22 protein-coding genes are annotated in these 26,551 nt (G+C 32.4%); 10 read left to right on the top strand and 12 right to left on the bottom strand.

The features are described 5' to 3' along the window. Positions 1 to 244: 244 nt before the first annotated feature. The 4 genes from gpmI to ACNG5D_RS12545 are packed head-to-tail and all read left to right on the top strand — an operon-like array spanning position 245 to position 3,846. Positions 245 to 1,759: a 2,3-bisphosphoglycerate-independent phosphoglycerate mutase gene (gene gpmI, locus ACNG5D_RS12560; RefSeq protein WP_418183873.1), complete on the top strand. Its 1,515-nt coding sequence runs from the start codon at positions 245 to 247 to the stop codon at positions 1,757 to 1,759. A 51-nt stretch (positions 1,760 to 1,810) separates the two neighbouring features. After that, positions 1,811 to 2,215 carry a BT0820 family HAD-type phosphatase gene (locus ACNG5D_RS12555; RefSeq protein WP_418183872.1) on the top strand — a complete coding sequence of 135 codons (405 nt, stop codon included), beginning with the start codon at positions 1,811 to 1,813 and terminating at the stop codon, positions 2,213 to 2,215. A gap of 42 nt (positions 2,216 to 2,257) precedes the next feature. Then, on the top strand, positions 2,258 to 3,076 hold the full coding sequence (map, locus tag ACNG5D_RS12550; RefSeq protein ID WP_418183871.1) for a type I methionyl aminopeptidase: 819 nt from the start codon (positions 2,258 to 2,260) through the stop codon (positions 3,074 to 3,076). A gap of 5 nt (positions 3,077 to 3,081) precedes the next feature. After that, positions 3,082 to 3,846, top strand: a complete 765-nt coding sequence (locus ACNG5D_RS12545) for a class I SAM-dependent methyltransferase (RefSeq protein WP_418183870.1) — start codon at positions 3,082 to 3,084, stop codon at positions 3,844 to 3,846. Here ACNG5D_RS12545 and ACNG5D_RS12540 read toward each other — a convergent pair whose 3' ends face one another. Then, complete coding sequence (locus ACNG5D_RS12540; protein ID WP_418183869.1) at positions 3,847 to 4,821, bottom strand: FAD:protein FMN transferase; 975 nt, start codon at positions 4,819 to 4,821, stop codon at positions 3,847 to 3,849. Between the two features lie 14 nt (positions 4,822 to 4,835). Beyond that, a complete protein-coding gene (locus ACNG5D_RS12535; protein WP_418183868.1) occupies positions 4,836 to 5,213 on the bottom strand; it encodes a Na(+)-translocating NADH-quinone reductase subunit F in 378 nt (125 codons plus the stop codon). A gap of 337 nt (positions 5,214 to 5,550) precedes the next feature. Between ACNG5D_RS12535 and ACNG5D_RS12530 the strand changes: the two genes are divergently transcribed. From ACNG5D_RS12530 to ACNG5D_RS12520, 3 genes are all read left to right on the top strand, one after another. Beyond that, the gene (locus ACNG5D_RS12530) at positions 5,551 to 6,249 is read left to right on the top strand and encodes a tetratricopeptide repeat protein (protein WP_418183867.1); all 699 of its coding nucleotides are present in this window, start codon (positions 5,551 to 5,553) and stop codon (positions 6,247 to 6,249) included. Positions 6,250 to 6,641: 392 nt separating this feature from the next. After that, positions 6,642 to 8,141 carry a PAS domain-containing sensor histidine kinase gene (locus ACNG5D_RS12525; protein ID WP_418183866.1) on the top strand — a complete coding sequence of 500 codons (1,500 nt, stop codon included), beginning with the start codon at positions 6,642 to 6,644 and terminating at the stop codon, positions 8,139 to 8,141. After that, entirely contained in the window at positions 8,128 to 8,529 is a 402-nt protein-coding gene (locus ACNG5D_RS12520; protein ID WP_418183865.1) for a response regulator, read from the top strand. The genes ACNG5D_RS12525 and ACNG5D_RS12520 overlap by 14 nt, the downstream gene beginning before the upstream one ends. 104 nt (positions 8,530 to 8,633) lie before the next feature. Here the strand turns inward: ACNG5D_RS12520 and nqrF are convergent, their stop codons facing one another. The 6 genes from nqrF to ACNG5D_RS12490 are packed head-to-tail and all read right to left on the bottom strand — an operon-like array spanning position 8,634 to position 14,712. Beyond that, positions 8,634 to 9,941 carry an NADH:ubiquinone reductase (Na(+)-transporting) subunit F gene (gene nqrF, locus ACNG5D_RS12515; RefSeq protein ID WP_418183864.1) on the bottom strand — a complete coding sequence of 436 codons (1,308 nt, stop codon included), beginning with the start codon at positions 9,939 to 9,941 and terminating at the stop codon, positions 8,634 to 8,636. Positions 9,942 to 9,943: 2 nt separating this feature from the next. After that, positions 9,944 to 10,663: an NADH:ubiquinone reductase (Na(+)-transporting) subunit E gene (gene nqrE / locus ACNG5D_RS12510; protein WP_418183863.1), complete on the bottom strand. Its 720-nt coding sequence runs from the start codon at positions 10,661 to 10,663 to the stop codon at positions 9,944 to 9,946. A gap of 60 nt (positions 10,664 to 10,723) precedes the next feature. Beyond that, positions 10,724 to 11,368 carry an NADH:ubiquinone reductase (Na(+)-transporting) subunit D gene (locus ACNG5D_RS12505; protein WP_418183862.1) on the bottom strand — a complete coding sequence of 215 codons (645 nt, stop codon included), beginning with the start codon at positions 11,366 to 11,368 and terminating at the stop codon, positions 10,724 to 10,726. Position 11,369: 1 nt separating this feature from the next. Continuing rightward, positions 11,370 to 12,116 carry a Na(+)-translocating NADH-quinone reductase subunit C gene (locus ACNG5D_RS12500; RefSeq protein ID WP_418183861.1) on the bottom strand — a complete coding sequence of 249 codons (747 nt, stop codon included), beginning with the start codon at positions 12,114 to 12,116 and terminating at the stop codon, positions 11,370 to 11,372. A 2-nt stretch (positions 12,117 to 12,118) separates the two neighbouring features. Next, positions 12,119 to 13,348 carry an NADH:ubiquinone reductase (Na(+)-transporting) subunit B gene (locus tag ACNG5D_RS12495; RefSeq protein ID WP_418183860.1) on the bottom strand — a complete coding sequence of 410 codons (1,230 nt, stop codon included), beginning with the start codon at positions 13,346 to 13,348 and terminating at the stop codon, positions 12,119 to 12,121. After that, entirely contained in the window at positions 13,348 to 14,712 is a 1,365-nt protein-coding gene (locus ACNG5D_RS12490; protein ID WP_418183859.1) for a Na(+)-translocating NADH-quinone reductase subunit A, read from the bottom strand. Before ACNG5D_RS12490 ends, ACNG5D_RS12495 begins: the two co-directional genes overlap by 1 nt. Before the next feature lie 161 nt (positions 14,713 to 14,873). Between ACNG5D_RS12490 and ACNG5D_RS12485 the strand changes: the two genes are divergently transcribed. Further along, positions 14,874 to 16,124, top strand: coding sequence for a type IX secretion system plug protein (locus ACNG5D_RS12485; RefSeq protein ID WP_418183858.1), 1,251 nt, complete (start codon positions 14,874 to 14,876; stop codon positions 16,122 to 16,124). A gap of 172 nt (positions 16,125 to 16,296) precedes the next feature. After that, a complete protein-coding gene (apaG, locus tag ACNG5D_RS12480) occupies positions 16,297 to 16,683 on the top strand; it encodes a Co2+/Mg2+ efflux protein ApaG (protein WP_418183857.1) in 387 nt (128 codons plus the stop codon). Between the two features lie 2 nt (positions 16,684 to 16,685). Here apaG and ACNG5D_RS12475 read toward each other — a convergent pair whose 3' ends face one another. The 3 genes from ACNG5D_RS12475 to ACNG5D_RS12465 form a co-directional block, all read right to left on the bottom strand. Then, the gene (locus tag ACNG5D_RS12475) at positions 16,686 to 17,750 is read right to left on the bottom strand and encodes a serine hydrolase domain-containing protein (RefSeq protein ID WP_418183856.1); all 1,065 of its coding nucleotides are present in this window, start codon (positions 17,748 to 17,750) and stop codon (positions 16,686 to 16,688) included. An 87-nt stretch (positions 17,751 to 17,837) separates the two neighbouring features. Further along, entirely contained in the window at positions 17,838 to 18,836 is a 999-nt protein-coding gene (locus ACNG5D_RS12470; protein ID WP_418183855.1) for a DUF6695 family protein, read from the bottom strand. Beyond that, on the bottom strand, positions 18,829 to 19,551 hold the full coding sequence (locus ACNG5D_RS12465) for an NRDE family protein (RefSeq protein ID WP_418183854.1): 723 nt from the start codon (positions 19,549 to 19,551) through the stop codon (positions 18,829 to 18,831). The genes ACNG5D_RS12470 and ACNG5D_RS12465 overlap by 8 nt, the downstream gene beginning before the upstream one ends. A gap of 151 nt (positions 19,552 to 19,702) precedes the next feature. On the opposite strand from ACNG5D_RS12465, the gene pruA reads away from it, so the two are divergent. Further along, a complete protein-coding gene (pruA, locus tag ACNG5D_RS12460) occupies positions 19,703 to 21,331 on the top strand; it encodes an L-glutamate gamma-semialdehyde dehydrogenase (protein WP_418183853.1) in 1,629 nt (542 codons plus the stop codon). Between the two features lie 114 nt (positions 21,332 to 21,445). Here pruA and ACNG5D_RS12455 read toward each other — a convergent pair whose 3' ends face one another. Next, positions 21,446 to 26,338: a DUF8202 domain-containing protein gene (locus ACNG5D_RS12455; protein ID WP_418183852.1), complete on the bottom strand. Its 4,893-nt coding sequence runs from the start codon at positions 26,336 to 26,338 to the stop codon at positions 21,446 to 21,448. Positions 26,339 to 26,551 lie beyond the last annotated feature (213 nt).

The raw sequence follows: 26,551 nt of genomic DNA, 5'->3' as shown, positions 1-26,551 counted from the left end.
TAATTTGATTTATTGATTTATGTTTTTTGATTATACTATTAAAGACGTAAATAATTTCAAAATGTTACACCAACTAAGCTTTATAACATTTTTTTAACATTTGTTTCACACATTATTAACGAAATCGTTTTCTTTTGCAATTACTGTATAAATGCTTAATAAATAAGGGTTTTCAAAGGTTTTATATCCGCTTTTATAAGTTACTTTCATATATTTGCTTAGTTTTAAAATTTTAACAACAAAAATGAACAAAAAAGTTATTTTAATGATTCTTGATGGCTGGGGTAACTCTCCAGACCCTAAAGTTTCAGCTATCGACCACGCCAATACACCTTTCATAGATGCCCTACATAAAAAATACCCTTATGCCACTTTACGAACAGATGGATTACATGTTGGCTTACCAGAAGGCCAAATGGGAAATAGCGAAGTTGGTCACATGAATTTAGGTGCTGGTAGAATTGTATATCAAGATTTAGCCAAGATTAATTTAGCAATAGAAAAGGACACCTTAAAAAACGAAGCTGTTTTAGTTGATGCTTTAAAATATGCATCTAAAAACAATAAAAACGTTCATTTTTTAGGCTTATTAAGTAACGGTGGTGTTCATGCACACACCAATCATTTAAAAGGTTTTATTGATGCAGCAAATAATGCTGGAGTAAATTCTTTTGTACATGCATTTACAGATGGTAGAGATGTAGACCCTAAGTCTGGAAAAAGTTATGTTGATGATTTAGAAAACTACATACAAGGTACAAATACAAAAATAGCAACAATAACGGGTCGTTATTACGCCATGGATAGAGATAATCGATGGGAACGCGTACAACTAGCCTATAATGCAATTACTAACGGCGTTGGTACAAAAACTACAAACCCTAAGTCTGTAATTCAACAAAATTACGATGCAGATATTACAGACGAGTTTATTAAACCAATAATAGTTACAAATAATAGTAATGAACCTATAGCTACCGTTAAAAAAGACGATGTTGTTATCTTCTTTAATTTTAGAACCGATAGAGGTCGAGAATTAACAGAAATGTTAAATCAAAAAGATTTCCCAGAGTATAACACAAAAAAAATAGATTTATACTACGTAACCATTACAAACTATAGCGATGCTTTTAAAGGCATAAAAGTTATTTTTAATAAAGATAATATAACCGAAACCTTAGGCGAAGTACTATCTAAAGCCGGAAAAAAACAAATAAGAATTGCTGAAACCGAAAAATACCCGCACGTAACATTTTTCTTTTCTGGCGGACAAGAAACACCTTTTAATGGCGAATCTCGTATTCTTAAAAACTCACCAAAAGTTGCCACCTACGATTTAAAACCAGAAATGAGCGCTTACGAGTTAAAAGATGCTTTAGTACCCGAACTAAAAAAAGGCGAAGCAGATTTTGTATGCTTAAATTTTGCAAATGGCGATATGGTTGGCCATACAGGAGTTATGGAAGCCGCCATAAAAGCTTGCGAAGCTGTTGACGAATGTGTAAAAGACGTTGTAACTACTGGATTAGAAAACGGATACACAACACTTTTAATAGCAGACCATGGCAACTGCGAAACCATGATAAATCCAGATGGTTCCCCAAACACCGCACATACCACCAACCCAGTTCCTATTATTTTAATAGACAATGAACTTAAAAATATTAAAGACGGCGTTTTAGGAGATGTAGCACCAACTATATTAAAACTCATGAATGTAAAACAACCTGCAGCCATGACTCAACACTCACTAATTTAAAACAGTTAAAATGAAAAGTGTACCTTTATACACATATTAAAGCCCTAAAAAATGAATTTTAGCGACACTCTTATTATTGCTGTTGATTTTGATGGTACTATTGTTGAAGACGCCTATCCAAAAATTGGAAAACCCATGTTATTTGCTTTCGAAACTTTAAAAAAGCTACAAGAAGATGGGCATAGACTAATTTTATGGACATACAGGAGCGGAGACAAACTAGAAGAAGCTGTTAAATTTTGTGAAGATAATGGCATTCGTTTCTATGCTGTAAACAAAAGTTTTACTGAAGAAGAATTTACCAACGATGTTAGCCGAAAAATAAATGCCGATTTATTTATTGACGATAGAAATGTTGGTGGCTTTCCTGGCTGGGGAGAAGTATATCAAATACTAACAAACACTACGCCTCCAATTCCTAAAAAAAAGAAAGGTTTTTTTAGCTTATTTAAATAACAGCAGTTTTTAAGTATCTTTGCACTCCTATTTTATTATTATATGATTATTGTTAAAACCAAAGAAGAAATTGAATTAATGCGTGAAAGCGCATTAATAGTATCTAAAACCTTAGGCGAATTAGCTAAATTTATTAAGCCAGGAGTTACTACACTTGAATTAGATAAAATTGCTGAAACATGCGTAAGAGATCATGGAGCTATTCCTGGTTTTTTAGGTCTATACGATTTCCCTAACACACTATGTATGAGTCCAAACTCTCAAGTAGTACATGGTATACCTAACGGAACTCCTTTGGTTGAAGGCGATATTATTTCAATTGATTGTGGCGCCTTAAAAAATGGTTTTTATGGAGACCATGCGTACACATTTGCCGTTGGAGAAATTGCTCCAGAAACAAAAAAACTACTTCAAGTTACTAAAGAATCTTTATATGTAGGTATTAGAGAATTTAAAGCTAATAATCGTGTTGGCGATGTTGGTTATGCCATTCAAAAACATTGTGAAGATCATGGTTACGGTGTTGTAAGAGAGTTAGTTGGACATGGATTAGGAGCCAAAATGCATGAAGACCCAGAAATGCCTAACTACGGTAAGCGCGGAAGAGGCAAAAAATTCGTTGAAGGTATGGTTGTAGCTATCGAGCCTATGATAAATATGGGTACACAACGTATTAAACAACATAGAGATGGCTGGACTATTACCACTCAAGACAACAAACCATCTGCACATTTCGAGCACGATGTAGCCCTAGTTAATGGTAAACCAGAGTTACTTTCTACATTTGCATATATATACGAAGCATTAGGTATTGAGAGTAATGAAGAAGATGAATTTAGACAAAAAGCACTAGTGCTTTAAAAAACATGAAACGTCTTTTTAAAACTATTCTTAATATAGTTCCTAGACCTTTACTTATTAGGGCAAGTTACTTAGTTCGACCTATTTTAGCATACTTTCTAAAAGGCAATACATTTACAGACCCTATAGATGGTAAAAGTTTTAAAACCTTTTTGCCTTACGGCTATGGTACACAGCGCAATAATGTTTTATCGCCTTCAACATTAAGCTTAGAGCGTCACAGATTATTGTGGTTATATTTAAAAAATGAAACCCGCTTTTTCTCTGCCCCCAAAAAAGTTCTTCATTTTGCACCAGAACAATGCTTCCTTAATCGTTTTAAAAAATTAAAGCATTTAAATTATACGACAACCGATTTACTATCTCCTATTGCAGATGTAAAAGCAGACATTTGTAACCTTCCTTTTAAAGATAACAGCTACGATATTATTCTATGCAACCACGTTTTAGAACACATTCCAGACGATACTAAAGCCATGCAAGAATTATATCGAGTTATGAAGCCTGGCGGATATGGTATTTTTCAAATACCGCAAGACTTAAATAGAGAAAACACTTTTGAAGATAACAGTATTACAGATAAAACCGAACGCGCTAAAATATTTGGGCAATACGACCATGTTCGCGTATATGGTCGGGATTATTTTGATAAACTACGAAGTATCGGGTTTAAAGTTAAAGAAATTGATTATACCAAAACACTTACAGAAGAAAATATTGTAAAGTACTGTTTAGCTAAAGGCGAAATTATTCCTGTGGCTTACAAATAATTAGTTATCAGGAAAGTCATTTAAAGCCAAGGTTTCAAATTCTTGATTTTCATTCTCAAAAATTAAAAACACTTTTAGTTCTGGATGCTTTTCTAAAAATGCTTTAACTCTATTTATTCCCATCGATTTAAAGGCTGTAGCATAAGCATCGGCTATCATACAGTTTTGTGCAATTACAGTAATACTTAACAAGTTTGTTTTACTTGGATACCCAGTTTCTGTATCTATTATGTGAGCATATCTATTTCCATTTTCATCAATTTTAAATTTTCTATAAGTCCCCGAAGTTGCCATAGCTTCATCTTTTAATCTTATAGATTTTAATATAGACTGTTCTCCATTAAAATTTGGCTCTTCTAAACCTACCTTCCAACGACTTTCTTTTTCTATATTAAGGCCTCTAACTCTAATTTCGCCCCCTATTTCAACTAAATAATTATCTAGAAAATTAGACTCTAAAAACTCACTAATTACATCAACAGCATAGCCTTTTGCAATGGCATTAAATTCTAAATAAACATTAGGATTCAATTTTCTTATTTCATTTTCCAGTCTATAAGTTTTATCAAATCCAACATACTGCATTAAACTATCAATTTTAACACTATCTAAAACCTTAATGGTATGTTCTGCTCCAAACTGCCATGCATTTACTACATTACCTATTGTAGGATCGAAAGCGCCTTCTGTTAACCCAAAAACTTCTTTAGAGGCATCATAAACTTTAATAAAATGATTATCAATATTATAAGATTCGTTTCTGTTTAATTTTGAAATATCAGAATTCGTTTCGTATGTTGATAATGATTTATTTATGGCATAAAATAAACTATCTATCTCTTTTTGGTAATTAACTCCAGAGTTATAAATTATTGAATAACTGGTACCAAAAACAGATCCAGAAAGTTTTGTGTTTTTATTATCTTGTTTACAGGAAATAAAGACTATTAGTAATAATGCAAAAAATTTATTCATTCTAATTCTTACTTTCAATTTAAATTCGTGTCTAAAACCTGAATGCCATTATACTCTAATAAATAATCTTGATTTAAATAAATAGGCTTTTCTTCTCCTTCGGGATTTCCTATACCAACACCTGCATATAAAACTTTTGCATCTTTTTCTCTAGCATGATTTTTAAAAGATTCCATCCAAACCACATCGTAATTATTAGGGTTTTCTGGCAAAATTACAGCTCTAACAATAACAAAAAAGTATTGCTTGTTCTTATCAATACATACAAATTGCGGATGCTTTTTAAGTTGGCTATTTATAGCAATAAACTCGAAGCCACGTTGCTCTAAATCTTTGCCAACATGATTCATGGCTAGATTATGTAATTCTTGCTTAGTTAAAGGTTTGCTCATGCCATAAAAATAATATAAAAGTTAAACAGATAATTACATTTTAAAATTGTTTCGATAAGATGATAAATAAATCATTTAACGTGCAAAAGTTAATTGAATCAACTAAAAACAAATAAATTAAAATTGGGTAGTTAACCGAAATATTAATCGTTTGGTAGTGAAGTATTTGTATTACAAACAAATAATTGTATATTTCTTTTTTACCTAGTAATTTAAAGACGTGTTGCCTTAACAAAAACACACCTAAAACATTTAATTTATGTTAAATTACAAGTAACTAAAACAACCAGAGCAGAAAATATTATAAACGCTAGCTTTGGTTTATAATGACTGAAAATTGGAAGACCATAATAATATATCACAAGAATTATTAGAAATTATAGAACGTTACTTAAACGGTTCTTTAACTATACAAGAATTAAAAGATTTTAACCAGCTACTAGAACTTGATAACGATTTTAAGCTTAAAGTAGAAGCTATTAAAGCAAAGCATGAAAAAACAACATTAAAAAGGCACAGTTTAGAACCTGAAAAAAAACAACAAAATAAGGCTAGACTATTAAATTACAAAAAAATAACATTAGGAATAGCTATTACAATTGCCATTAGCAGTATTTGGTTTTTTAATACACCACAAAACGAAAAATTATATAATAAATTTTTTAAGCCTGCTCCGGCCTTACAAAACATTAAAAATGATGCTTCTAACTTTAATGATGGTATGTCCAATTACAAAAATGGCAACTATAAAACAGCCATAAATAAATGGAAAGTTTTACAAGAAAATAAAAGTAAAAATGACTCGCTTAACTATTTTTTAGGAGTTGCTTATTTAGCAAGTAAAAATACAATTGAGGCTATTCCTTTTTTAGAACGTGCTATTGAAGCTAATGATAGTTTTGCTTTTATAGACGAATCTTACCTCTACCTTGGGCTTGCTTATTTAAAAGAAGGCAATATTAAATTAGCAAAAAAATATTTAAATTCTAGCGAGACAGATACTGCTAAAATAATTATTAACGAATTAGAAAATTAAATATCTTATATCTAATCTAGTTTAAACCATTAATAAGCTAAATACATATTAAATCTTGCTTATTTACTATAATTTCTAAAAATTATATTAAGCATATTGCAATAATGCTTAAAACCCAAAATACCGTAAGAATAGAAGCCTCATTTATAAAAAAAGTGGTTATTAACTCCGCTTACAGCCTAAAAATTATAAACCTAAAACCCTACCTATAATCCAATCCTGTTTATCAATTTAATTACAACTATTGTTTTTTTATACAAGTAAGACAAATGTTTTATCAAATGATATAAATAAGATAAAAAAAACACACTTAATCGGAAAAATAACACGTTTTATCTTTTATTTGTAATATTTGTTTTATATATTGCAGTTTAATCCTTACAAGAGTTATTATGTTCGATCCCTTAAAGTTATTAGACTCTACAAAAAATAGTGCATATTTAGATTTTATACAAAGTTATGCCGAAATTGGCACATGGGAATTTGATATTAAAGACTCCATTTTAAATTGGAGCGCGCAAACTAAATTAATACACGAAGTTTCTACAAACTATATACCAGAAGTAGATACAGCGCTTAGTTTTTACAAATCCGGTTATAGCTATAATACCATAACTAATGCATTTAGTAATTGCGTAGAAAACTTCAAGGATTATGATGTCGAACTTCAAATAGTAACAGCAAAAGGAAAAGAAAAATGGGTAAGAGCCATTGGCAAACCTATAGTAGAAAACGGAAAATGCGTTAAAGTTATTGGTTTATTTCAAGATATAGATCAAAAAACTAAAAACTCTAAAACATTAGAGCATAAAGAAGAATTACTAAGAAAAAACTTCGAACATGCCATTATAGGTATGGCTACTGTAGATTTAAAGGGTAATTGGCTATCGGTAAACAAAAGCCTTTGTAATACTTTTGGTTATACAAAAGAAGAATTTTTAAAATTAACTGTTTTAGATATAACACACCCCGACGATTTAAGAAATGGAAAAAAAGCCATGGTAGAAATGATTAATGGCCAAATAGACCATTATGAATCTGAGAAACGATATATTAAAAAAAATGGAAAAATAATTTGGGCTTCGTTATCTACCTCTATAATTAAAGATCAAAATGGTAAACCTTTACATTTTATAGCCCAAATAAAAGATATTTCGCATATAAAAAAGAGTACAAAAAAAATTGTAGATTTACTCGAAACTACAAAAAACCAAAACAAACGTTTATTAAATTTTGCCCACATTGTATCGCATAATCTTAGATCTCATTACAGTAATTTAGATATGTTATTAGACATAATTAAAGCAGATATGCCAGAAAATACTCAAAATGAAGTATTCCCTTTAATAGAACAAGCTGTAAGTCACTTAGGCGAAACCATAGAAAACTTAAACCAAGTAGCATCAATTAATGTTAGAAAAGATATTATATCTGAGCCATTAAATTTACTTAAAAATTATGAAAAAGTTGAGGCAAGTATAATAGGCTTAATTTTAGAATCTAAAACCGAAATAACAGTTAATATTAATCCTGATATTTATGTTAATGCAGTTCCTGCTTACTTAGAAAGTATTTTACTAAACTTTTTAACTAATGCAATAAAATATAAAAAACCAAATGAAATAGCTAAAATAGAATTAAACACAAGTATTGAAGATGATAATATAGTATTAGAAATAAAAGACAACGGATTAGGCATAGACCTAGATAAACATAGAAATAAACTTTTTGGCATGTATAAAACCTTCCATAAACACGAAGATTCAAGAGGCATAGGTTTATTTATAACAAAAACACAAGTTGAAGCCATTGGCGGAAAAATAGAAGTAGAAAGTAAAGTTAATGTAGGAACTACATTTAAAATCTATTTAAAACATTATGAAAAAGATTGATATTGCATGTATTATAGATGATGACCCCATATTTGTATTTGGTTTAAAAAGAATGATGAAATTAGCAAACTTTTGCGAGTCGTTCATGATTTTTAAAAATGGTGAAGAAGCTATTAATAAATTAACTCCAATTTTAAATTCTGGTGAAGATATACCCAATGTTATTCTATTAGATTTAAATATGCCTATAATGGATGGTTGGCAGTTTTTAGATGAATTTATAAAAATAGAATCGCATCGTTTAATAACCATTTATATTGTTACTTCATCTATAGACCCTCAAGACAAAAACCGAGTAAAAAAATACGAAAGTGTTTCTAACTTTATAGTCAAACCAATTACAATTGATTTATTAAAAAATATATCGGAACAATTTAGCACAAAATAGCATTTGGCAGTAATGTTATTTTAGGATTAGTGCACACATTAAATAAAAAAACCAACTCTTAATTATTAAGAGTTGGTTTTTTTATTGAAATAGGCTAGTACTAATTAGCCTCCAAAATCATCAAATCTAATATGCTCATCTGGAATACCAAAATCTTCTCCCATTTTTTGAACAGCTTTATTCATTAATGGAGGTCCACAGAAATACAACTCGATATCTTCTGGGGCGTCGTGCTTGCTTAAATAATTATCTATTACACAATTATGAATAAAACCAACAAAACCATCACCAGGCGCATCAATATCTGCTTTAACCTTCCAATTATCTTCTTCCATTGGTTCAGATAATGCTAAGTAAAATTTAAAGTTAGGGAAGTTCTTCTCTAAATCATAAAAATGATCTAGGTAAAACAACTCTCGTTTAGAACGACCACCATACCAATAAGTAACTTTTCTTCCTGTCTTTAAAGTTTTAAATAAATGATATAAGTGAGAACGCATTGGTGCCATACCAGCACCTCCACCAACGTAAAGCATTTCGCTTTCAGACTCGTTGATAAAAAATTCGCCATAAGGACCAGAAATAGTTACTTTATCTCCTGGTTTTTGATTAAATATATAAGATGAAGCAACACCTGGGTTTACATCCATCCAACCATTTTTAGCTCTATCCCATGGCGGAGTTGCAATACGTACGTTTAACATAATTTCACGTCCTTCTGCAGGGTAAGAAGCCATAGAATATGCTCTTTCTACCGTTTCGGTATTTTTCATTACTAATGGCCATAAACCAAATTTATCCCATTCAGTTTGAAACTTATCTGCCGTTTCATGCTCTTCAGGGTGTGCTGTAATATCTATATCTGCATATTTAATTTCGCAAGGCGGAATTTCAATTTGAATATAACCTCCAGCTTTATAACCCATATCTTCTGGGATTTCTACAACAAACTCCTTAATAAAAGAAGCAACATTATAATTACGTACAACTGTAGCCTCCCATTTTTTAATACCAAACACTTCTTCAGGAATGGTAATATCCATATCTTGTTTTACTTTAACTTGACATGATAAACGCGCTCCGCTTTGTAATTCTTTTCTTGAAAAGTGAGGTGTTTCTGTAGGTAAAGCTTCTCCTCCACCAGATAATACGTGGCACTCACATTGAATACATGTACCACCACCACCACAAGCCGATGGTAAAAATATTTTTTGAGAGCCTAATGTAGATAATAAACTACCTCCTGAAGCTACCTCTATTTCTCTTTCGCCATTTATAGTAATTTTTACTGGTCCAGATGGCGATAATTTTTGTTTTACAAAAAGTAACAAACTAACAAGTACTAGCGTAATTAATAAAAACGCTGCAACTGTTGCTATAATTGTTCCTGTTGTTCCTGCTGCTAAAATCATATTTACTTTACTATTTTAGTATTATCTGCTAAATCTTTAGCTTCTTCAGTTTGTGCTTTATTTACTTGTACGGCTGTTTCTGTAGCTGGTTGCTCTTCATCATCGCCTCCTGTTAACATACCTCCAAAACTTAAAAAGCCTATACCCATTAATCCTGTTATGATAAAAGTAATACCCAATCCTCTTAAAGGTGCTGGCACATTACTATATCTAATTTTTTCGCGAATTGCAGCTATAGCTAAAATGGCTAAAAACCATCCAATACCTGAAGATACACCATAATTAAAAGCTAGGCCTAAAGTTTCTATTTCGCGAGATTGCATAAATAACGAACCTCCTAAAATAGCACAGTTTACAGCAATTAATGGTAAAAATATACCTAACGAATTGTATAATGATGGTGAAAACTTTTCAACCACAATTTCAACTAATTGTACCATAGTTGCAATGGTTGCAATAAACATGATAAAAGAAAGGAAACTCAAATCATACTCTGCATACTCACTTCCTAACCATTTTAAAGCTCCAGGTTGTAATAAATATTGATCTAGTAACCAGTTTAATGGTACTGTAATTGCTAATACAAATATAACTGCCGCTCCTAAACCTACTGCAGTTGCTACTTTTTTAGATACTGCTAAGTATGAGCACATTCCTAAGAATACTGCAAATACCATGTTATCTATAAAAATCGATTTAAAAAATAATTCTATGTGTTCCATATTATTTTAATTATTTGTTATTAATTATTGACGTTTTACACCAATAAACGATAACAAAATTTAATCTTCTATTAATGCTTTATTTCTACTACGTTGTACCCAAATTATTAATCCTACTACTATTAAAGCCATAGGCGGCATTAACATAAACCCGTTGTTTTCATAACCTATTGAATACACACCAGTTTGTTCTATAGGGTCTCCAAGTACAGGTATTCCGAATAAGGTACCCGAACCTAATAATTCTCTAAAAAAACCAACAATAACAAGTATTAAAGCATATCCTAAAGCATTACCTATACCATCTAAAAATGATTTCCAAGGTCCATTACCTAAAGCAAAAGCCTCGAAACGTCCCATAATAATACAGTTGGTAATAATTAATCCAACAAATACAGAAAGGGTTTTACTTAATTCGTAAGCAAAAGCTTTTAAAACTTGATCTACAATAATTACTAAGGCTGCTACAACAATAAGCTGAACAATAATTCTAATTTTTGAAGGAATTATGTTTCGCATTAAAGAAATAACAACATTACCAATACCTAAAACGAAAAGTACAGCAATACCCATTACTAATGATGCTTTTAGCTCGGCAGTAATTGCCAATGCAGAACAAATTCCTAATACTTGAATGGTAATTGGGTTGTTATCTGTTAACGGGTCTGTAATTAACTTTGCATCTTTTTTTGAAAGTAGTCCCATATTATTTTAACGTTTTAAAGTAAGGTAAATATAATTTTAAATCTTTCTTAATCATAGCAGAAACGCCATCACCAGTAATAGTTGCTCCAGCTAAGGCATCAACTTCAAAGTCGTCTTTTATATCGTTTTTAGGATCGTTATTACCTTTAGCAACAGCTATTCCTTTAAAAACACCTGACTCTGTTAGTAATTGTTCTCCATTAAAATCGTCCATAAAATAGCGTTGCTTAATGTTTGCTCCTAAACCTGGTGTTTCTCCAGCATGATCGAAAAAAGCACCCAGAACAACCATATTTTTATCTAGAGCTACATAACCCCAAATAGCATCCCATAATCCTTTTCCTCTTATTGGCGCTATATAAAATGTTTTACCATCTTTTTCACCAACAAATAAAGGTAAGCGTCTTGTTCCGCCATTTTTAGCTTTGGCTTGTTCTTTTTTAATATCTATTAAATAGGCTTTATCGTCTTCTTTAGCTACATTATTTTCAATTACTAATTGCTTTTTAATGTACTTAGAAAATTCGTCTGCAACTTTATCTGTTCCAACGAAAGTAATATCGCCAGTTCCTTCATTTTCATTTACTCCCATAGCATACAGAATATTCTGTTGCTTTTCCATACGTTTATTCTCGTCTATATTTGGTCTTAACGATGATGCTGTAAACGCAAGTAATGAACCTACTACCAATACCATCGCCACGGCAAAGATTATAGTATATGAGTTTTTATCTGTATTAACTGCCATAATTATGCTGTTTTAACTTTTAAACGTTTCATTCTTTTCTTTACATTGCCTTGAACTACATAATGATCGATAGTTGGAGCAAATACATTCATTAATAATATTGCTAGCATAACACCTTCTGGGTAAGCAGGATTGAATACACGAATCATTATAGAAATAAATCCTACTAAGAAACCATAAATCCATTTCCCTTTATTGGTTTGCGATGCTGTTACAGGATCGGTAGCCATAAATACAGTACCAAACGCAAAGCCTCCTATTATTAAATGTTCCCAAAATGGAGCACTCATTAAACCATAAAAGTTACTACTTTCTGATATCCATTCTAGAGCCACAACTTGATTAAAAATTAAGCCCATTACAATTGCTCCAATTACTGAAGACAACATAATTCTCCAACTTCCTATTTTAGTGAAGATTAAAAACAAACCTCCTAAAAGGATTAATAAAGTTGATGTTTCTCCAACAGAACCAGGAATAAATCCTAAAAACATGTTCATTATATCGTGTCCTGCTTCGTTACCTTGAGCTAAACTACCTAAAATAGTTTCTCCAGAAATAGCATCTGGCTGAGCACCAGCTGCTAAGTCTTGAACTCTAGGATCTGCGCCATGAACCCAAACTTTATCTCCAGACATCCATGTTGGATAAGCAAAGAATAAAAAAGCTCTAATGGTTAATGCAGGGTTTAATATATTCATTCCTGTGCCTCCAAAAACTTCTTTTCCAATTACCACTCCAAAGACTACTGCTACTGCAAGCATCCATAATGGAATATCTACAGGAACAATAAGTGGCACTAACATACCTGTAACTAAATACCCTTCTTCAACTTCATGCCCTTTAATTACAGCAAAAATAAACTCTATAAGTAATCCTACACCGTAAGACACGATTACTAATGGAAGAATTTTAGCAAGCCCAACAAGAAAGTTGTCCATAGTCCAAAACTCTGCACTAAAAAATCCTCCAGAAACGGCTTGAATATCTCCAATAGCTAAATGGTGTTGATAACCTGCATTAAACATACCAAATATTAAACATGGTACCATAGCCATAATAACCGTATTCATGGTACGTTTTAAATCGTCGGCTGCTTTTATATGAGTTCCTCCTCCATGAGTAGTCTCATTTGGTAAATATAAAAACGTATGGATTGCGTTAAACGCAGGAGCCATTTTTTTGCCTCTATATTTTCTCTTTAAAATGTGTAATTTATTTTTTAAACTCATTACCCTATCTCTTTTAACATTAAGTCTAATCCTGCTCTTATTATTTTTTGATGTGGCTGTTTAGACACACATACAAATTCTGTTAATGCAAAATCTTCAGGAGCTACTTCATACATGCCTAAAGCTTCCATTTCGTCTAAATCTTGATACATACAAGCTTTTAATATTTGCATTGGAAAAATGTCTAAAGGAAATACTTCCTCATAAGTTCCTGTGGTTACAAATGCTCTATGCTCGCCGTTTGTATTGGTATTTAAATCGTATTTTTTCTTTGGGTTTAACCAAGAAAAAGTCATAGCTCTAGAGGTAGAAACCTTATTAAATACTGGCTTATTCCACCCAAACAACTCATAATCGTCTCCTTCTGGAATAATAGAAACTACATTACTATAATAATCTAAACTTCCGTCAGGACTTATTTGCTTACCTGTTAAAACATTACCAGATATAATTCTGTGGTTAGCATCTTTACTGTTAACAGCGATACCTTTATCGTAAACCAAAGTAGATATTTCGCTACCTGCAAGAGTTTTAAAATATCTTGGCTTTTCAACAGAAGATCCAACTAAAGCAACTATACGTTCTGCATTAAATTTCCCTGTTAAAAGTAACTCGCCAATAATAACTAAATCTTGAGGGTTAACCGTCCAAACAACTTCGCCTTTATTTACAGGATCTATTTTATTAATTTGAGTACCAACATTTCCTGATGGATGCGGCCCAGATACTTTATGTAACGTTATACCTGACAATCCTGCTAATGGCGAATTAGATGTTTTACCTACAGAAACATGCACTTTACCTTCGGTTAACTTACCTAAGGCTGAAATTGCAGCTTGCAACTCGGCTTCTTTACCTTGTAGTGTAAAATCTAAATCGGCAGCTAATGGTGCACTTGCATAACCTGACACAAAAATTGCTTTAGGTGTTTTTTCTGGGTTTGCAATTACATCATACGGACGTTGTTTTACAAATGGCCAACAACCAGAAGCAAGCAAATGCGCTTTTATTTCTTCGGGTTTAGAAGCATTAATATCAAACTTTCCAAAATCTTCAAAAGTTTGTGTTTTATCTGCTTCAATTTTAATGGCATCAATGCGTCTTTTTGGGCCTCTAACCACCTCAACTACGGTCCCAGATACTGGCGATAAAAACTTTATCGCTTCCTGAGATTTATCGAAAAACAAAACACCGCCAGCTTTAACTGTGGTTCCTTCTTTTGCAACAAGTTTAGGTATTACGCCGTGAAAATCTTCTGGCCTTACGGTGCAAGAGTTACTGATTATCGCTTGTTCAACGGTTTTTTCAGCTTCACCTATAAGTTTAATGTCCAGACCTTTTTTTATACGAATGTCGTTTGACATATTTATTTTATTGAAATTAGTTGTCTAAAAATCGGTGCAAAAATACGAATAAATAGCTAATTTGTTAACCAAATTATTCGCTGTTTGTTATTTATATTAATTCTAAATAAAAGACTGAGCTTAGGCATAGATTTTGTTTACCTTTACAAAAAAACTCTTAAATGTCTTTTAAACGCATTCTTAATTATTTATGCCTAATAGCTTCGGGGCTTATTTATAGCCAAGTCGCAGAAATAAACCCTCCTGATTACATAAAATCAATTACTTTTAAAAGCAATAGTACCGATTTAGGCGAATTACCTATAATAAAACTAGGTGAGACATTTTTTTTAGAATTTGATGCTCTTGTTGCCGACGAGCCTGATTTTTATTATAAAATTGAACATTGCGATTATAATTGGCAACCATCAATTTTAGTAAAACCCGAGTACCTTCTTGGTGTTGATAATTTTAGAATTCAAGATTACACAAACTCTTTCAATACTTTTAAAATGTATTCGCATTACAGTTTAGCAATACCTAATCAACAAACTAAACGCTTAAAAGTATCTGGAAACTACATCATTTCAATTTTCGATTCGTTTGGCGACTTAGTTTTCTCTAGGAAATTTATGATTTATGAAGATAAAGTAACACCAGGTATTGCTATTAAAAGATCTAGAGATGTAAGCAACATTGAAACCACTCAAACCGTTGATATTGAAATTGAATGTGGCACCCAAATTAACAACCCGCAACAAACAGTAAAAACGCTAATTATACAAAACAGCAATTTAAACACCGCTATTTCAAACCTAAAACCACAATACACCGTAGGCCATACACTCATATATAGATATACCAAAGAAACAGCTTTTTTAGCAGGAAATGAATACTTGTTTTTCGAGACTAAAGATGTTAGAGCCGCCACCAATCGAATACAATCTATTGCTTTAGAAGACATTTATCAATCTTATTTATATACTGATTTAGCTAGATACAATTTACCCTATACCTACAACCCAGATATTAACGGGCAATTTAAAATTGTTGCCATTGATAGAGATGATGTTTCTATTGAGGCCGATTATGTACAAGTACACTTTTCTTTAAATTACCCAGAACTTACAAACGGTGAAAGCATATACATTTATGGCAATTACAACAACTATGCTTTAAATGATTACAACAAAATGACCTACAACGCCAAACGCAACTTATACGAAACCAACTTAATACTTAAACAAGGGTTTTACAACTACAAATATGTAGTAGTAAATAAAGACAATACATTAAATGAAGGCGCCATAAGTGGCAACTTTTGGCAAACCGAAAACAACTATAAGGTATTGGTTTATTATAGAGATTTAGGTGCGCGCTACGATCGTATTATTGGCTTTAACCAAGTATCGTCCACCAATATTTCTAATTAAACTGAAAAAAGAGCAACAAAATAAATAAAATACAACTCGTTATAATTGATTTTTAAACAACTATTACTGATTAAAAATGCATTTTATCTAATAATTACCATCTAACACGTTAAAATTTACGTTAACCGCTTAATATTTATTATTTTAGCAGCCGATAATACTTTGCTCATCAATGGTTCAACAGGTTACAAAGGGAATAAAAATTTCAGTCGAAACTCATTTCGAAGGTTCATTTTATAAAAATTATAAAATACAGTATGCCTTTGGCTACACGGTTACCATAGAAAATCAAAGTAAAGACTCTGTACAACTTAATGCACGCCATTGGGAAATTTTAGACGCATTAAATAATGTTGAAGTGGTTTCTGGTGAAGGTGTTATTGGTAAAAAGCCTGTACTAAAACCAGGAGAATCTCACACTTACACTTCTGGCTGTTTATTAACTTCGCCATTTGGTGCTATGCAAGGTCATTATAGCATGATAAATTTTACAACTACACAAAAATTTGAAGTTGCCATACCTACATTTAAATTAAGCGCCCCTTTTGCTATTAACTAATTTTATTTGAGACTATAAATCTCTACAGCTTTCTTTATAACTTCCATTTGGGTTTGAATAGAGTTTCTTCTCCTATAATCGCTTTTGGTTTTATATGCAAGAACAACATCTATTTCTGGATAAACTGTAATATTTTGCCCAATAGCGCCTTGAGCAGAATAAGCATTTTTTAATTTATAATCATTTGTATTTTCTATTAACCACCACATATACCCATAACCTAAATCTAGACCATCTTCTTTAAGTAACGGTACATTTTTTTGAGCCTCTTTATACGAAGTACGCTGTTTAACTATTTCGCTAACCCAATGTTCTGGTATTATTTGTTTATTTTTCCATTTACCCTTTCTTAACATAAGCAACCCTAAACGCGCCATATCTCTGGTTGAAAACCACATGTGGTATGCTGGAAATTTAGAAATCTTATAATCGCCATTTTTGGTTTGCAACGATTTATCCCAATCTTGCATTTGTAATGGTAATACTAGTTGAGATTCTACTTCGTTATAAATATTGCTTTTAGTTTCTTGTTCAAAAATAAAACCTGCAACATTAAAATCCCAGTTATTATACAACCAATACGCACCTGGATTTACAGAACCTCTTTCTGGAGCAAACCTTCTAAAATCACCTCCATTAGAACCATTTAAATACACACCCGATTTAGCAGAAATTAAATCTCGTATTCTAGCTTTTTTTTCAATTGGAAGCAACGGATTTACATCGCTAATATTTAATTCGCCTAACGTTTTATCTAAGTTAATAGTACCGTTTTCAACATATTTTCCAAACAACATAGCTAAAACACTTTTTCTGCACGAAGCGATATAACTATTTTCTTCAATATCGCCATACTGCAAAACAATTTGCCCTTTATGAACAATAACTAAACCTGTAATATTAGTTTCGTTTATTATATATCGTGTAAACTGAGATCTATCAATATCATCCCAACCAGAATCCTCTGGATTTTCATTTATTAACCACTCTTTATTTGGATATATTTGAGCTTCGCTAGAACAACTTAATAGAAACGAAACCACTAAAAAAACGCATATAAATTTCATTTAACTTATAATATTAATTACAAAACTAAGTTAATAAAGTTTTAGAAAAATACTAATATCTTATTCTGCTTCTGCTGTTTAATTTATTCAAGGTTTAGCTTTTCTATCAAACCTATACACAACGCCATTTTGTTTTATATGAAAAAATTTACAGTTTGAGTAATGTATAAACTCATAATCTAGGTCGTAATTAAATCCGCTTTCGCCTATAATATATTTATCATGAACATCAATATTTCCGAAAGGTGAAATACGCTTAAAAAAATACTCGTTTTCGATTTCTGTTTTATACAACTCAAACCAAGCACCAGCAGCAATACCAGCTAACCATTGCGCATTTTTATGCAACCCCGCAACTGGCTTAGGCTTTAATGTACCTATTAAATTTACTTTATGATGCTTTAACCGATCTAAAAAACAACGTAAATTTTCACTTTGCTGAGAACCTTTAAATTGAGTAATTACACCAACCTCTGAAGCTTGATAAGGATAATTTTCGGTATCTGCCAACAATACATTACCTACCGTACTTGGTGTAAACCATTTAGAGTTTTGTAAGCGTTTTTTAATTTTAACATCTGTTACTGATGCAATTAAAGTATCGGTAACAAATCGAGCACAGTTACAAGCTCCTTTAATAAAAGCAGCATACCTTATAAAATGCTTGTTTTGCATTTTGGTTATATGAACTCGCGCTTTTTGATAATTAACTGCTTTACAAACCGAAGCTACTAGTTTCCCATCGCCATGTGTTAATTTAGGGTGTGTTGCCAAAAACTTTAAAATAGCATCTAAATTTTTAATTGCATTATTTTCTATTTCAGCTTTTAAAGGAAAACACAACTCATTATCGGTATCGTTTCCTCGAACCCTACCGTTAGGTTCGGGAGTTATATAACGTCCAAAATCATGATATTCTAAAACTCCCGTTTCCTTATTAATAAGCACCAAAGCCGCATGGCCTGCTCGCAAATAATCTTTCTTACCAATACCTAAAAATCTTAAAAAAGGCGAGAACCACTCTTCAGAAACCATAACAATAGTATCTGGATAAGCCAATGTTAAAATAATACCTGTATTATCCATTAATTATTTCTGGAATATTAAATGTATTAGTAGTTACTCTATTGCTATTAAGACTTTCATATCGCATGCTAACCTTATTATCTTGTTTTTCAATTTGAGTTATACTTGTTGTTTTTACAAAACCTCTATCCATTATTACGCCATAATCCTTATTTTCAATATCGGTATCTTTATGAAACTTTAATACCGAATTTGCATTTAAAGTATTTAAGCCCTCAAAATTTTTAAACCATTGTTGGCGTTCGCGTTGCATACTTGCATTGTACAATGTTGAAGACGACCAAATTCTAGGCTCTAAAGGCAACTCTACAAAATGTTTACACTCACCATTCCAAACAAGCTCGAAAAATTTTAAACCAAAATTCCAATCGGCTATAACCATTGTAAAAGGCTCAATACCATCCAGATTATAAGATTGTACGGTTGCTTCAATATTATTAGCAATCATAAAATCATTAGCCACAACACCTCGGCTTTTCCTATAATTTGCTTGTCTTTTATGTTTTACAAAACCACCGTTTAGTACACAAACCACACGATTTTTTTCACTAACACCAATCCATGTACCTCCCTTTTTATCTTTTGGAAAAAGTAATTTTGTATTACTAATAGTATAAAATTCTGGGGTTAACGATACTCTGTCTGGGGCCTCGTCTCTGTTTGAAGTTAACACAAAGCTAGTTCTTCCTTTTGGTATTATTGTAACTGTACACATATAAAACGTAGTCTTAAAACGCATTGGCAACTTACAAAAAATAAATAAAATTTAACTTGCTTTTAAGAAGCCATAGCCTAAAATAATACTTTAATTATTCGTAAATTTGCTGCTCATTTACTGAAAATTCTATAACAAAAAATTAAAAATCATGGGAAAAGGCTTTTTTAATGTACCAATTGCTGTTAACGAACCTGTAAAATCTTATGCTCCAGGCTCGCCAGAGCGAGATGCAGTACTTAAGGCTTACAAAGCAATGTTTAATAGTCAAATTGATGTGCCTTTATATATAAACGGTAAAAATATAGAAACTGGAAATACCAGAACCATGTCGCCTCCACACGACCACCAGCACATTGTAGGAACCTACCATTTAGCAGAACAAAACCATATAGACGATGCCATTTCCACGGCTTTAGAAGCAAGAAAAACATGGTCTAAAATGCCTTGGGAACAACGCGCAGGTATCTTTTTAAAAGCAGCCGAATTAATTGCGGGCCCTTACAGAGCTAAAATTAATGCAGCAACCATGATTGCGCAATCTAAAACTATACATCAAGCAGAAATTGACGCTGCTTGCGAGTTTATAGATTTCTTACGTTTTAACGTACAGTTCATGACAGATATTTATATGGAGCAACCAGAAAGCACAAGCGATGCCTGGAACCGTATAGAATACCGTCCTCTTGAAGGATTTACTTACGCTGTAACCCCATTTAACTTTACCGCTATTGCAGGAAACTTACCAGCCTGTATGGCTTTAATGGGTAATGTTGTGGTTTGGAAACCAAGTGACAGCCAAATATATTCTGCAAAAGTAATTATGGATGTTTTTGAAGAAGCCGGTGTACCTCCAGGGGTAATAAACGTTGTTTTTGGAGACCCTGTAATGATTACTAATACTGTAATGGCAAGTCCAGATTTTTCTGGTTTACACTTTACAGGTTCTACATTTATATTTAAAGAACTTTGGAAACAAATAGGAAATAATATACATAACTATAAAACTTACCCAAGAATTGTTGGAGAAACTGGTGGTAAAGATTTTATAGTAGCACATAAATCGGCAAATGCTAAACAAGTAGCAACAGCCATAGTTCGTGGCGCTTTCGAGTTTCAAGGTCAAAAATGTAGCGCAGCATCTAGAGCTTATATTCCACAAAGCTTATGGAGCGAGGTTAAAAACTTTGTTTTAGAAGATTTAAAGTCTTTTAAAATGGGATCGCCAGAAGACATGAACAACTTTATTACCGCTGTAATTCACGAGGGATCGTTTGACAAATTAGCAAAATATATTGATGGCGCTAAAGCTGATGCTGATGCCGAAATTATTGCTGGCGGAAATTACGATAAAAGCAAAGGTTATTTTATTGAGCCTACTGTTATTGTTACCAAAGACCCTAAATACACAACAATGTGTACAGAACTTTTTGGCCCAGTAATTACTATATATGTATATGCAGATGACGCTTACGCGGAAACTTTAAAACTAGTAGACGAAACTAGTGAGTATGCACTAACTGGAGCTATCTTAGCTAAAGACCGCTATGCAGTTACACAAGCAACTGAAGCGTTACAAAATGCCGCAGGAAACTTTTATATAAACGACAAACCAACTGGAGCCGTTGTAGGACAACAACCATTTGGTGGCGCCAGAGCATCTGGAACTAACGATAAAGCTGGTAGTGCCCAGAACTTATTACGTTGGGTATCGCCAAGAATGATTAAAGAAACATTTGTAACTCCTACAGATTACAGATACCCATTTTTAGGAGAGTAATTCCTAAAAAAACACGCATATAAAAAGAGACTATCTAAGTTTAGATAGTCTCTTTTTTTTATTACCAATATTAAATTTTATAAAACAATGGCAATACTCAAATAATAAAACAAACTAATCTATAATTATTTTTTTATTTAACTTTCCTTGCTCTGTATTTAATTTTACAATATATGTTCCTGCTGCAACCGTAAAAGGTATAGACTCATTTATAGAAGAGTTTATCTTAGCCTCTAGTACATTTTGCCCTAGAACACTATACAAGCTTATATTTGAAACATATACACCATATTTATTAACTAACTTTAATTCGCCTGAATTAGAATCATAATACACTAAAACGTTATTTAAAACCTTACTTTCTTCTGTTACCGATAATGCATTTTTACTTTGAAATACAAGCGAAAACCTATCGTTATAAACTCCTGGATCTAAAAACAAATCGAACGAATTATTATTTATATTATACGTTTCGCCAGTTGAAGCATCTTTTATAAAAAGCGCTATGTTTTCATCAAAATTTTCGATAACATCCAGCTTAATCTTTATTATTCCAGCTTGTTTAACAACTAAACCTAAACCAAACTCTTGAGAGTCATCAAACTTATCTACGCCTTGTATTACAAATTTACTTTCATCAAAATACCAATACATATCCTCTTCTGCAACATCTGTCATAAAAGCATCGTAACCCATATCAAAGTCTATCGAAGCATTTTTATTAGCCCCAACAAGTATTTGTCTATGATAGCCTTTAGGAGACTGATACATTAATTTAATTCTAGGTGTATTATTGGTTTTATTATTTGCACTACTTTTCTTTTTATTTGTAGACGATTTTACAAACATTGATGTAGAACCATCTTCGGTTGCAAATACACGTTGGCTGTTTTTAAAAATAATATCGCCTCCATCTACAGTTACTATTGGTGTACCGTTATCATTATTAAAACCATCAATAGCTGTAGACACGAAAAAACCTTGATTTACAGCAACATATTGCCCTGGTATTTTTGTTCCTGTGGCTAGATTATTATTAATCCTAGCATCATTAGAAATAGCAATTGTACCACCTGTTAAATTTCTGGTTGCATAACCACCAACATACTCGGCTAATACATGACTATTTTGTTCTCCAAAATGATCCCAGAAATATAAGGCACCATTAAACACGGTTCCTGATGTATTATTCCCACCATCGGCTACACTTAAATTATCTAATATAAACTCTTCGGCATCAATGGCAGATGGATACGGGTTACCAACCAAACGCCCCACCTCGCCAGAAGAATTATCTAACTCTAAAGTAATATCGCCATTATTTGGTATTCCGGTAAACACATAGTTTTGCTCTAAAGAAATGGCTACTGCTCCTGAAGTACCTTTCATTGTAAAACCTTCGCCAGCTGCTAAAGGTGTTGATTCGTTTATTTTTGCCCAAGCATAATAATCATTAGCTGTGCCATAATATTTATTTAGCCAATATGTACTTATTGTTTTTGCAAAACCCGGTGGTGGAGGTGTACCACTACCATTTGGGTTTGCGCTAAATAATAAACTTTGGTAAAAAGCAGACAACGAACCATCATTTAAAAAGGCGGCAATAGAGTGACTTGCATTTGATGACGATATACCCGTACCTCGAGTTGCATTATTACCTGTTATTGGACCTACTGATGACGACCAATAGTTATAATTATATCCATTTGCAGTTCCTTGTTGGTCTCTTTCGATAAAACCTCCACTATCGGCATCAACAATACTCCCTTCGGTTTGTATTAATTGCGACTCGCCAACTAAATCAATTATTCCATCAACCTCTAAATAATGCGAAATGGTTAAACCTTGTCCAGAATTTGATTCGTCTAAAAACTCATTTGGATCTGCTATGGTTAACTTTCCTCCTGTTTGTTTTAATCCTAAAAGGGCTATATTTCTATCACCCGATGTGATATTATGAGATGTTTCAACAATATTCCAATCAATTACAGTTACACCATCTAAACTTAATGTATTTGGCAATACTTGATTGGCACTTGAACTCCATGTTGCTGGGTTATCCCAAGCACCATCTGCAATGGTAACGTATGGTGCAGGAATGGTTTGCGCATCAACAATTTCTTTATCTTTATCTAAATATCTTAATCTTAAAAAATATCTTTCGTCAGCCAAACCTTCAACCGTAGTTCCGTAAAACGAATTAAAGTTATAATATGTTCTTAGGTCGCTCCAAGGTATGGTTGTAACTTCATTACTTGTAGCTGCTTGAGGCAGTACTTTTCCGTTAACATAGTCTGTCCCGCTTACATCAAATCGCTCAATTTCTTGATTCATTAAATAGCGTACTTGATTTTGCGTAAGTCCTTGGTCCCAAATATAAACTTCGTCTATTTCTCCTAAAAACGGGTTTAATATATTGTCTTTATCCACATAAACAGCACCCACCGAAAACCTATTAAAATTAGGTGTTGGTGGTTCTACATTTTGTTCAGATTTATCTAAAACACCATCGATATATAAAAATATAGTTCCGCTTTTATATACAAAACTTACTTGATGCCAATTACCATCGTTTAACACCATTGTTGATGTAAACTTTGGAGTTACATCATCATCAATCATTACTTCTACTTGATTGGATGGGTTTAATCTTAATTGTAACTTATTTCCTTTTGCCATTATTGTTCTAGTATTTGCACTAGATGTATTTTTAACCCAAGCAGAAATTGTAAAAGCTTCTATATTTAAATTTACATTATACTCGCCAACTAAATAATCGTTAGCTCCAATAGCTACCGAACGATTTCCTGATAATTTAGAAACTTTAGCAAATGTGAAAAATTTAGTGCCATCAAAATCGTACCAGGTTTGCAAATTACCTGAACCATCTGCAACTAAAGGAATAACATCAATAATATCTGTATTAGCAAAAGCATCATTATCTGCCACAACCAAAGCATATTCTTCATTAGCACCTAAAGCAAACCCACTAAATGCAGCTTCGGGAATGCTTACAAAAACATTTTTAACATCGCCATTAACATCTTCAACAGATTCTATAATTTTCCATTGTCTATCTATTCGCGTTAATGCTGTTGTTATACCACTAGACACAGTTATTGTATTAGTATTTGTTCCTGTAAACACATCGTTATTACTTCCCCAAACTAAAAAATCGCCATCTTTTTTAAATTCGTTTACATTTTCGGTATTTGTTGGAAATATTCCATTTAAGCCTATAGTTACTTCGTTTAATTGGTTTAAGGTTTTTGATTGTTTTTGATTTAAATCTGAAATGGAATCTCTTCCTATTCCTGCAACATGATAATTATAGCCCGAATTTGCGGTAATATCCCAAACTGTAGAGTTAAAAGAATTAACATAGTTTTTTTGAGCCTCGACAGATGCCCCAAGTGTTACACCGTACTTAATAGCTAAATACGATTCTATTTTTTGCCTATCGGCATCACTTACGCGTTCGGCAAACGTAAAAATTTCAGCTACTCTACCATTTAAACTACCTTGAACATCAAAATTTCTTCCAATCCAATACTGAGACCCTAAAACAGTTGGAGGACCTGGTAAACCAACATTAACATAAGCCACATCGCTTACCGTACTAGTTGTTAATACGTTCGAATTATATAAAATTTCTTGCCCTGTAAGTAATACATCTGAATCATTTCTAACATTTATAATTCCAGCATTAGAGTAAGAGGTATTAATTACTGCTTTTCCATTAAAATTTACACCACCAGGGATATCTTGATTATACGATAGCGTTTCGTTAACAAACCTTCCTGAATAATCTCCAAAACCAACCCCTGTTAAATCCCCTGGTAAACCTGTAGAAATTCCTGCAAAAACCGTATTTCTTGGAGATGCGCTAGTTATCGTAGCATCAGGTATCATAACAATAAATATATCTTGACTATAAAAACCATTTGTTGTATTTTCTAGATACTGTTCTAGTGTGGCGCCATCGTTTTCAAACTTAATAACTGGGTTATAGTTAATATTATCTGTAGCATTATCTAAATATGTTGGTTGGTTTGCTACAACAGCCTGTGTTGCATTTTTAGAGTTTGTTCCTAAATCTGCCCAAACAGATACTTTTGATGCCGTTTCGGTAACACCACGAGTAGACTTTAACCATAATCTAAAATCGGCAACAACACCTCCTGGTCCAGGAATATTATAATCAAACATTTCGGCACTTACATCAAACGAATATGTAGTATTATCATTATTACTTATATTAATTGTAGAAGTAAGCGTACCAGACCCTCCAACTGGAGCTACAAACATAACCCTAAAAATAGCATAATCGTCTGGAGCAATGGAAGCCGTATAGGGCATAGGCACTAAAGTTGGAGACAATAAAAACCCATCTAAAACAAAATCGGACAATGATGATGTGATTGATGAAATATTAAGCGCACAAGTACCTGTATTGGTTATATAAAAATCTCTAACTACTACACCTCCTTCTTCAACAACACCAAAATAAGTTCCATTTTCATCAGAAGGTGTTGTATCTCCGTGTATTACATCGGCAGGTGGATTTCCACCAATAACTGAAATAATTGGAGAGGAATTTACTTGTAGTGTAAACGAAAAATCTGCTTGATTTCTAAGATGCACAGTAACCAATGAACTTGTAGAAGAACAAGAACCACTATCGTTTACAACAACAAAGTCCGACCATTTTTTCCAATTATTACAACTTTGCGACCTTACATCTCGTCCCAGATGATTATATCCGTAAATAGAAAAATCTGCAGTATTAGTAATAGTTACACCATCTACCCTAAGCCTATTACATCCCGCGGCTGTATTTGTAATTCTAAAATCTAAAGCACTACCTGCATTAATAGATATGGTAGAACCTGAAGCAACCACAGCCCCCCCTATAACCTCTACTTGTATAACTTGAGCATTACTAATAAAGCTAAACAACGTAACAATGAAAATTAAAAAAATTTTGGAGGGATTAATTTGTCTCATAAGAGTATATTATTTGAGTATTAAATAGATTCATGTTTTTTGTGTGAGACTAACGGTTTTTAATAACCGATAGGCAAATATAATATTTTTCAACGTTAAAACGCAAAAATAATCGACAAAATACAATAAATATTATTATTTTTCAATCATCTATGTAATATTTTAAATACAAATAGTAGTTAGCCAACTCATATCTTTTTTAGATAAATTTAC

Source organism: Algibacter ulvanivorans (assembly GCF_048381495.1).
Lineage (GTDB): Bacteria > Bacteroidota > Bacteroidia > Flavobacteriales > Flavobacteriaceae > Algibacter_B > Algibacter_B ulvanivorans.
This window is presented reverse-complemented; position numbering and strand designations above follow the sequence as displayed.

What these genes read in the sequence shown, in the direction of transcription:
- gpmI (WP_418183873.1), top strand. Translation starts at nt 245, where the DNA reads ATGAACAAAAAAGTTATTTTAATGATTCTTGATGGCTGGGGTAACTCT.
- ACNG5D_RS12555 (WP_418183872.1), top strand. Translation starts at nt 1,811, where the DNA reads ATGAATTTTAGCGACACTCTTATTATTGCTGTTGATTTTGATGGTACT.
- map (WP_418183871.1), top strand. Translation starts at nt 2,258, where the DNA reads ATGATTATTGTTAAAACCAAAGAAGAAATTGAATTAATGCGTGAAAGC.
- ACNG5D_RS12545 (WP_418183870.1), top strand. Translation starts at nt 3,082, where the DNA reads ATGAAACGTCTTTTTAAAACTATTCTTAATATAGTTCCTAGACCTTTA.
- ACNG5D_RS12540 (WP_418183869.1), bottom strand. Translation starts at nt 4,821, where the DNA reads ATGAATAAATTTTTTGCATTATTACTAATAGTCTTTATTTCCTGTAAA.
- ACNG5D_RS12535 (WP_418183868.1), bottom strand. Translation starts at nt 5,213, where the DNA reads ATGAGCAAACCTTTAACTAAGCAAGAATTACATAATCTAGCCATGAAT.
- ACNG5D_RS12525 (WP_418183866.1), top strand. Translation starts at nt 6,642, where the DNA reads ATGTTCGATCCCTTAAAGTTATTAGACTCTACAAAAAATAGTGCATAT.
- ACNG5D_RS12520 (WP_418183865.1), top strand. Translation starts at nt 8,128, where the DNA reads ATGAAAAAGATTGATATTGCATGTATTATAGATGATGACCCCATATTT.
- nqrF (WP_418183864.1), bottom strand. Translation starts at nt 9,941, where the DNA reads ATGATTTTAGCAGCAGGAACAACAGGAACAATTATAGCAACAGTTGCA.
- nqrE (WP_418183863.1), bottom strand. Translation starts at nt 10,663, where the DNA reads ATGGAACACATAGAATTATTTTTTAAATCGATTTTTATAGATAACATG.
- ACNG5D_RS12505 (WP_418183862.1), bottom strand. Translation starts at nt 11,368, where the DNA reads ATGGGACTACTTTCAAAAAAAGATGCAAAGTTAATTACAGACCCGTTA.
- ACNG5D_RS12500 (WP_418183861.1), bottom strand. Translation starts at nt 12,116, where the DNA reads ATGGCAGTTAATACAGATAAAAACTCATATACTATAATCTTTGCCGTG.
- ACNG5D_RS12495 (WP_418183860.1), bottom strand. Translation starts at nt 13,348, where the DNA reads ATGAGTTTAAAAAATAAATTACACATTTTAAAGAGAAAATATAGAGGC.
- ACNG5D_RS12490 (WP_418183859.1), bottom strand. Translation starts at nt 14,712, where the DNA reads ATGTCAAACGACATTCGTATAAAAAAAGGTCTGGACATTAAACTTATA.
- ACNG5D_RS12485 (WP_418183858.1), top strand. Translation starts at nt 14,874, where the DNA reads ATGTCTTTTAAACGCATTCTTAATTATTTATGCCTAATAGCTTCGGGG.
- apaG (WP_418183857.1), top strand. Translation starts at nt 16,297, where the DNA reads ATGGTTCAACAGGTTACAAAGGGAATAAAAATTTCAGTCGAAACTCAT.
- ACNG5D_RS12475 (WP_418183856.1), bottom strand. Translation starts at nt 17,750, where the DNA reads ATGAAATTTATATGCGTTTTTTTAGTGGTTTCGTTTCTATTAAGTTGT.
- ACNG5D_RS12470 (WP_418183855.1), bottom strand. Translation starts at nt 18,836, where the DNA reads ATGGATAATACAGGTATTATTTTAACATTGGCTTATCCAGATACTATT.
- ACNG5D_RS12465 (WP_418183854.1), bottom strand. Translation starts at nt 19,551, where the DNA reads ATGTGTACAGTTACAATAATACCAAAAGGAAGAACTAGCTTTGTGTTA.
- pruA (WP_418183853.1), top strand. Translation starts at nt 19,703, where the DNA reads ATGGGAAAAGGCTTTTTTAATGTACCAATTGCTGTTAACGAACCTGTA.
- ACNG5D_RS12455 (WP_418183852.1), bottom strand. Translation starts at nt 26,338, where the DNA reads ATGAGACAAATTAATCCCTCCAAAATTTTTTTAATTTTCATTGTTACG.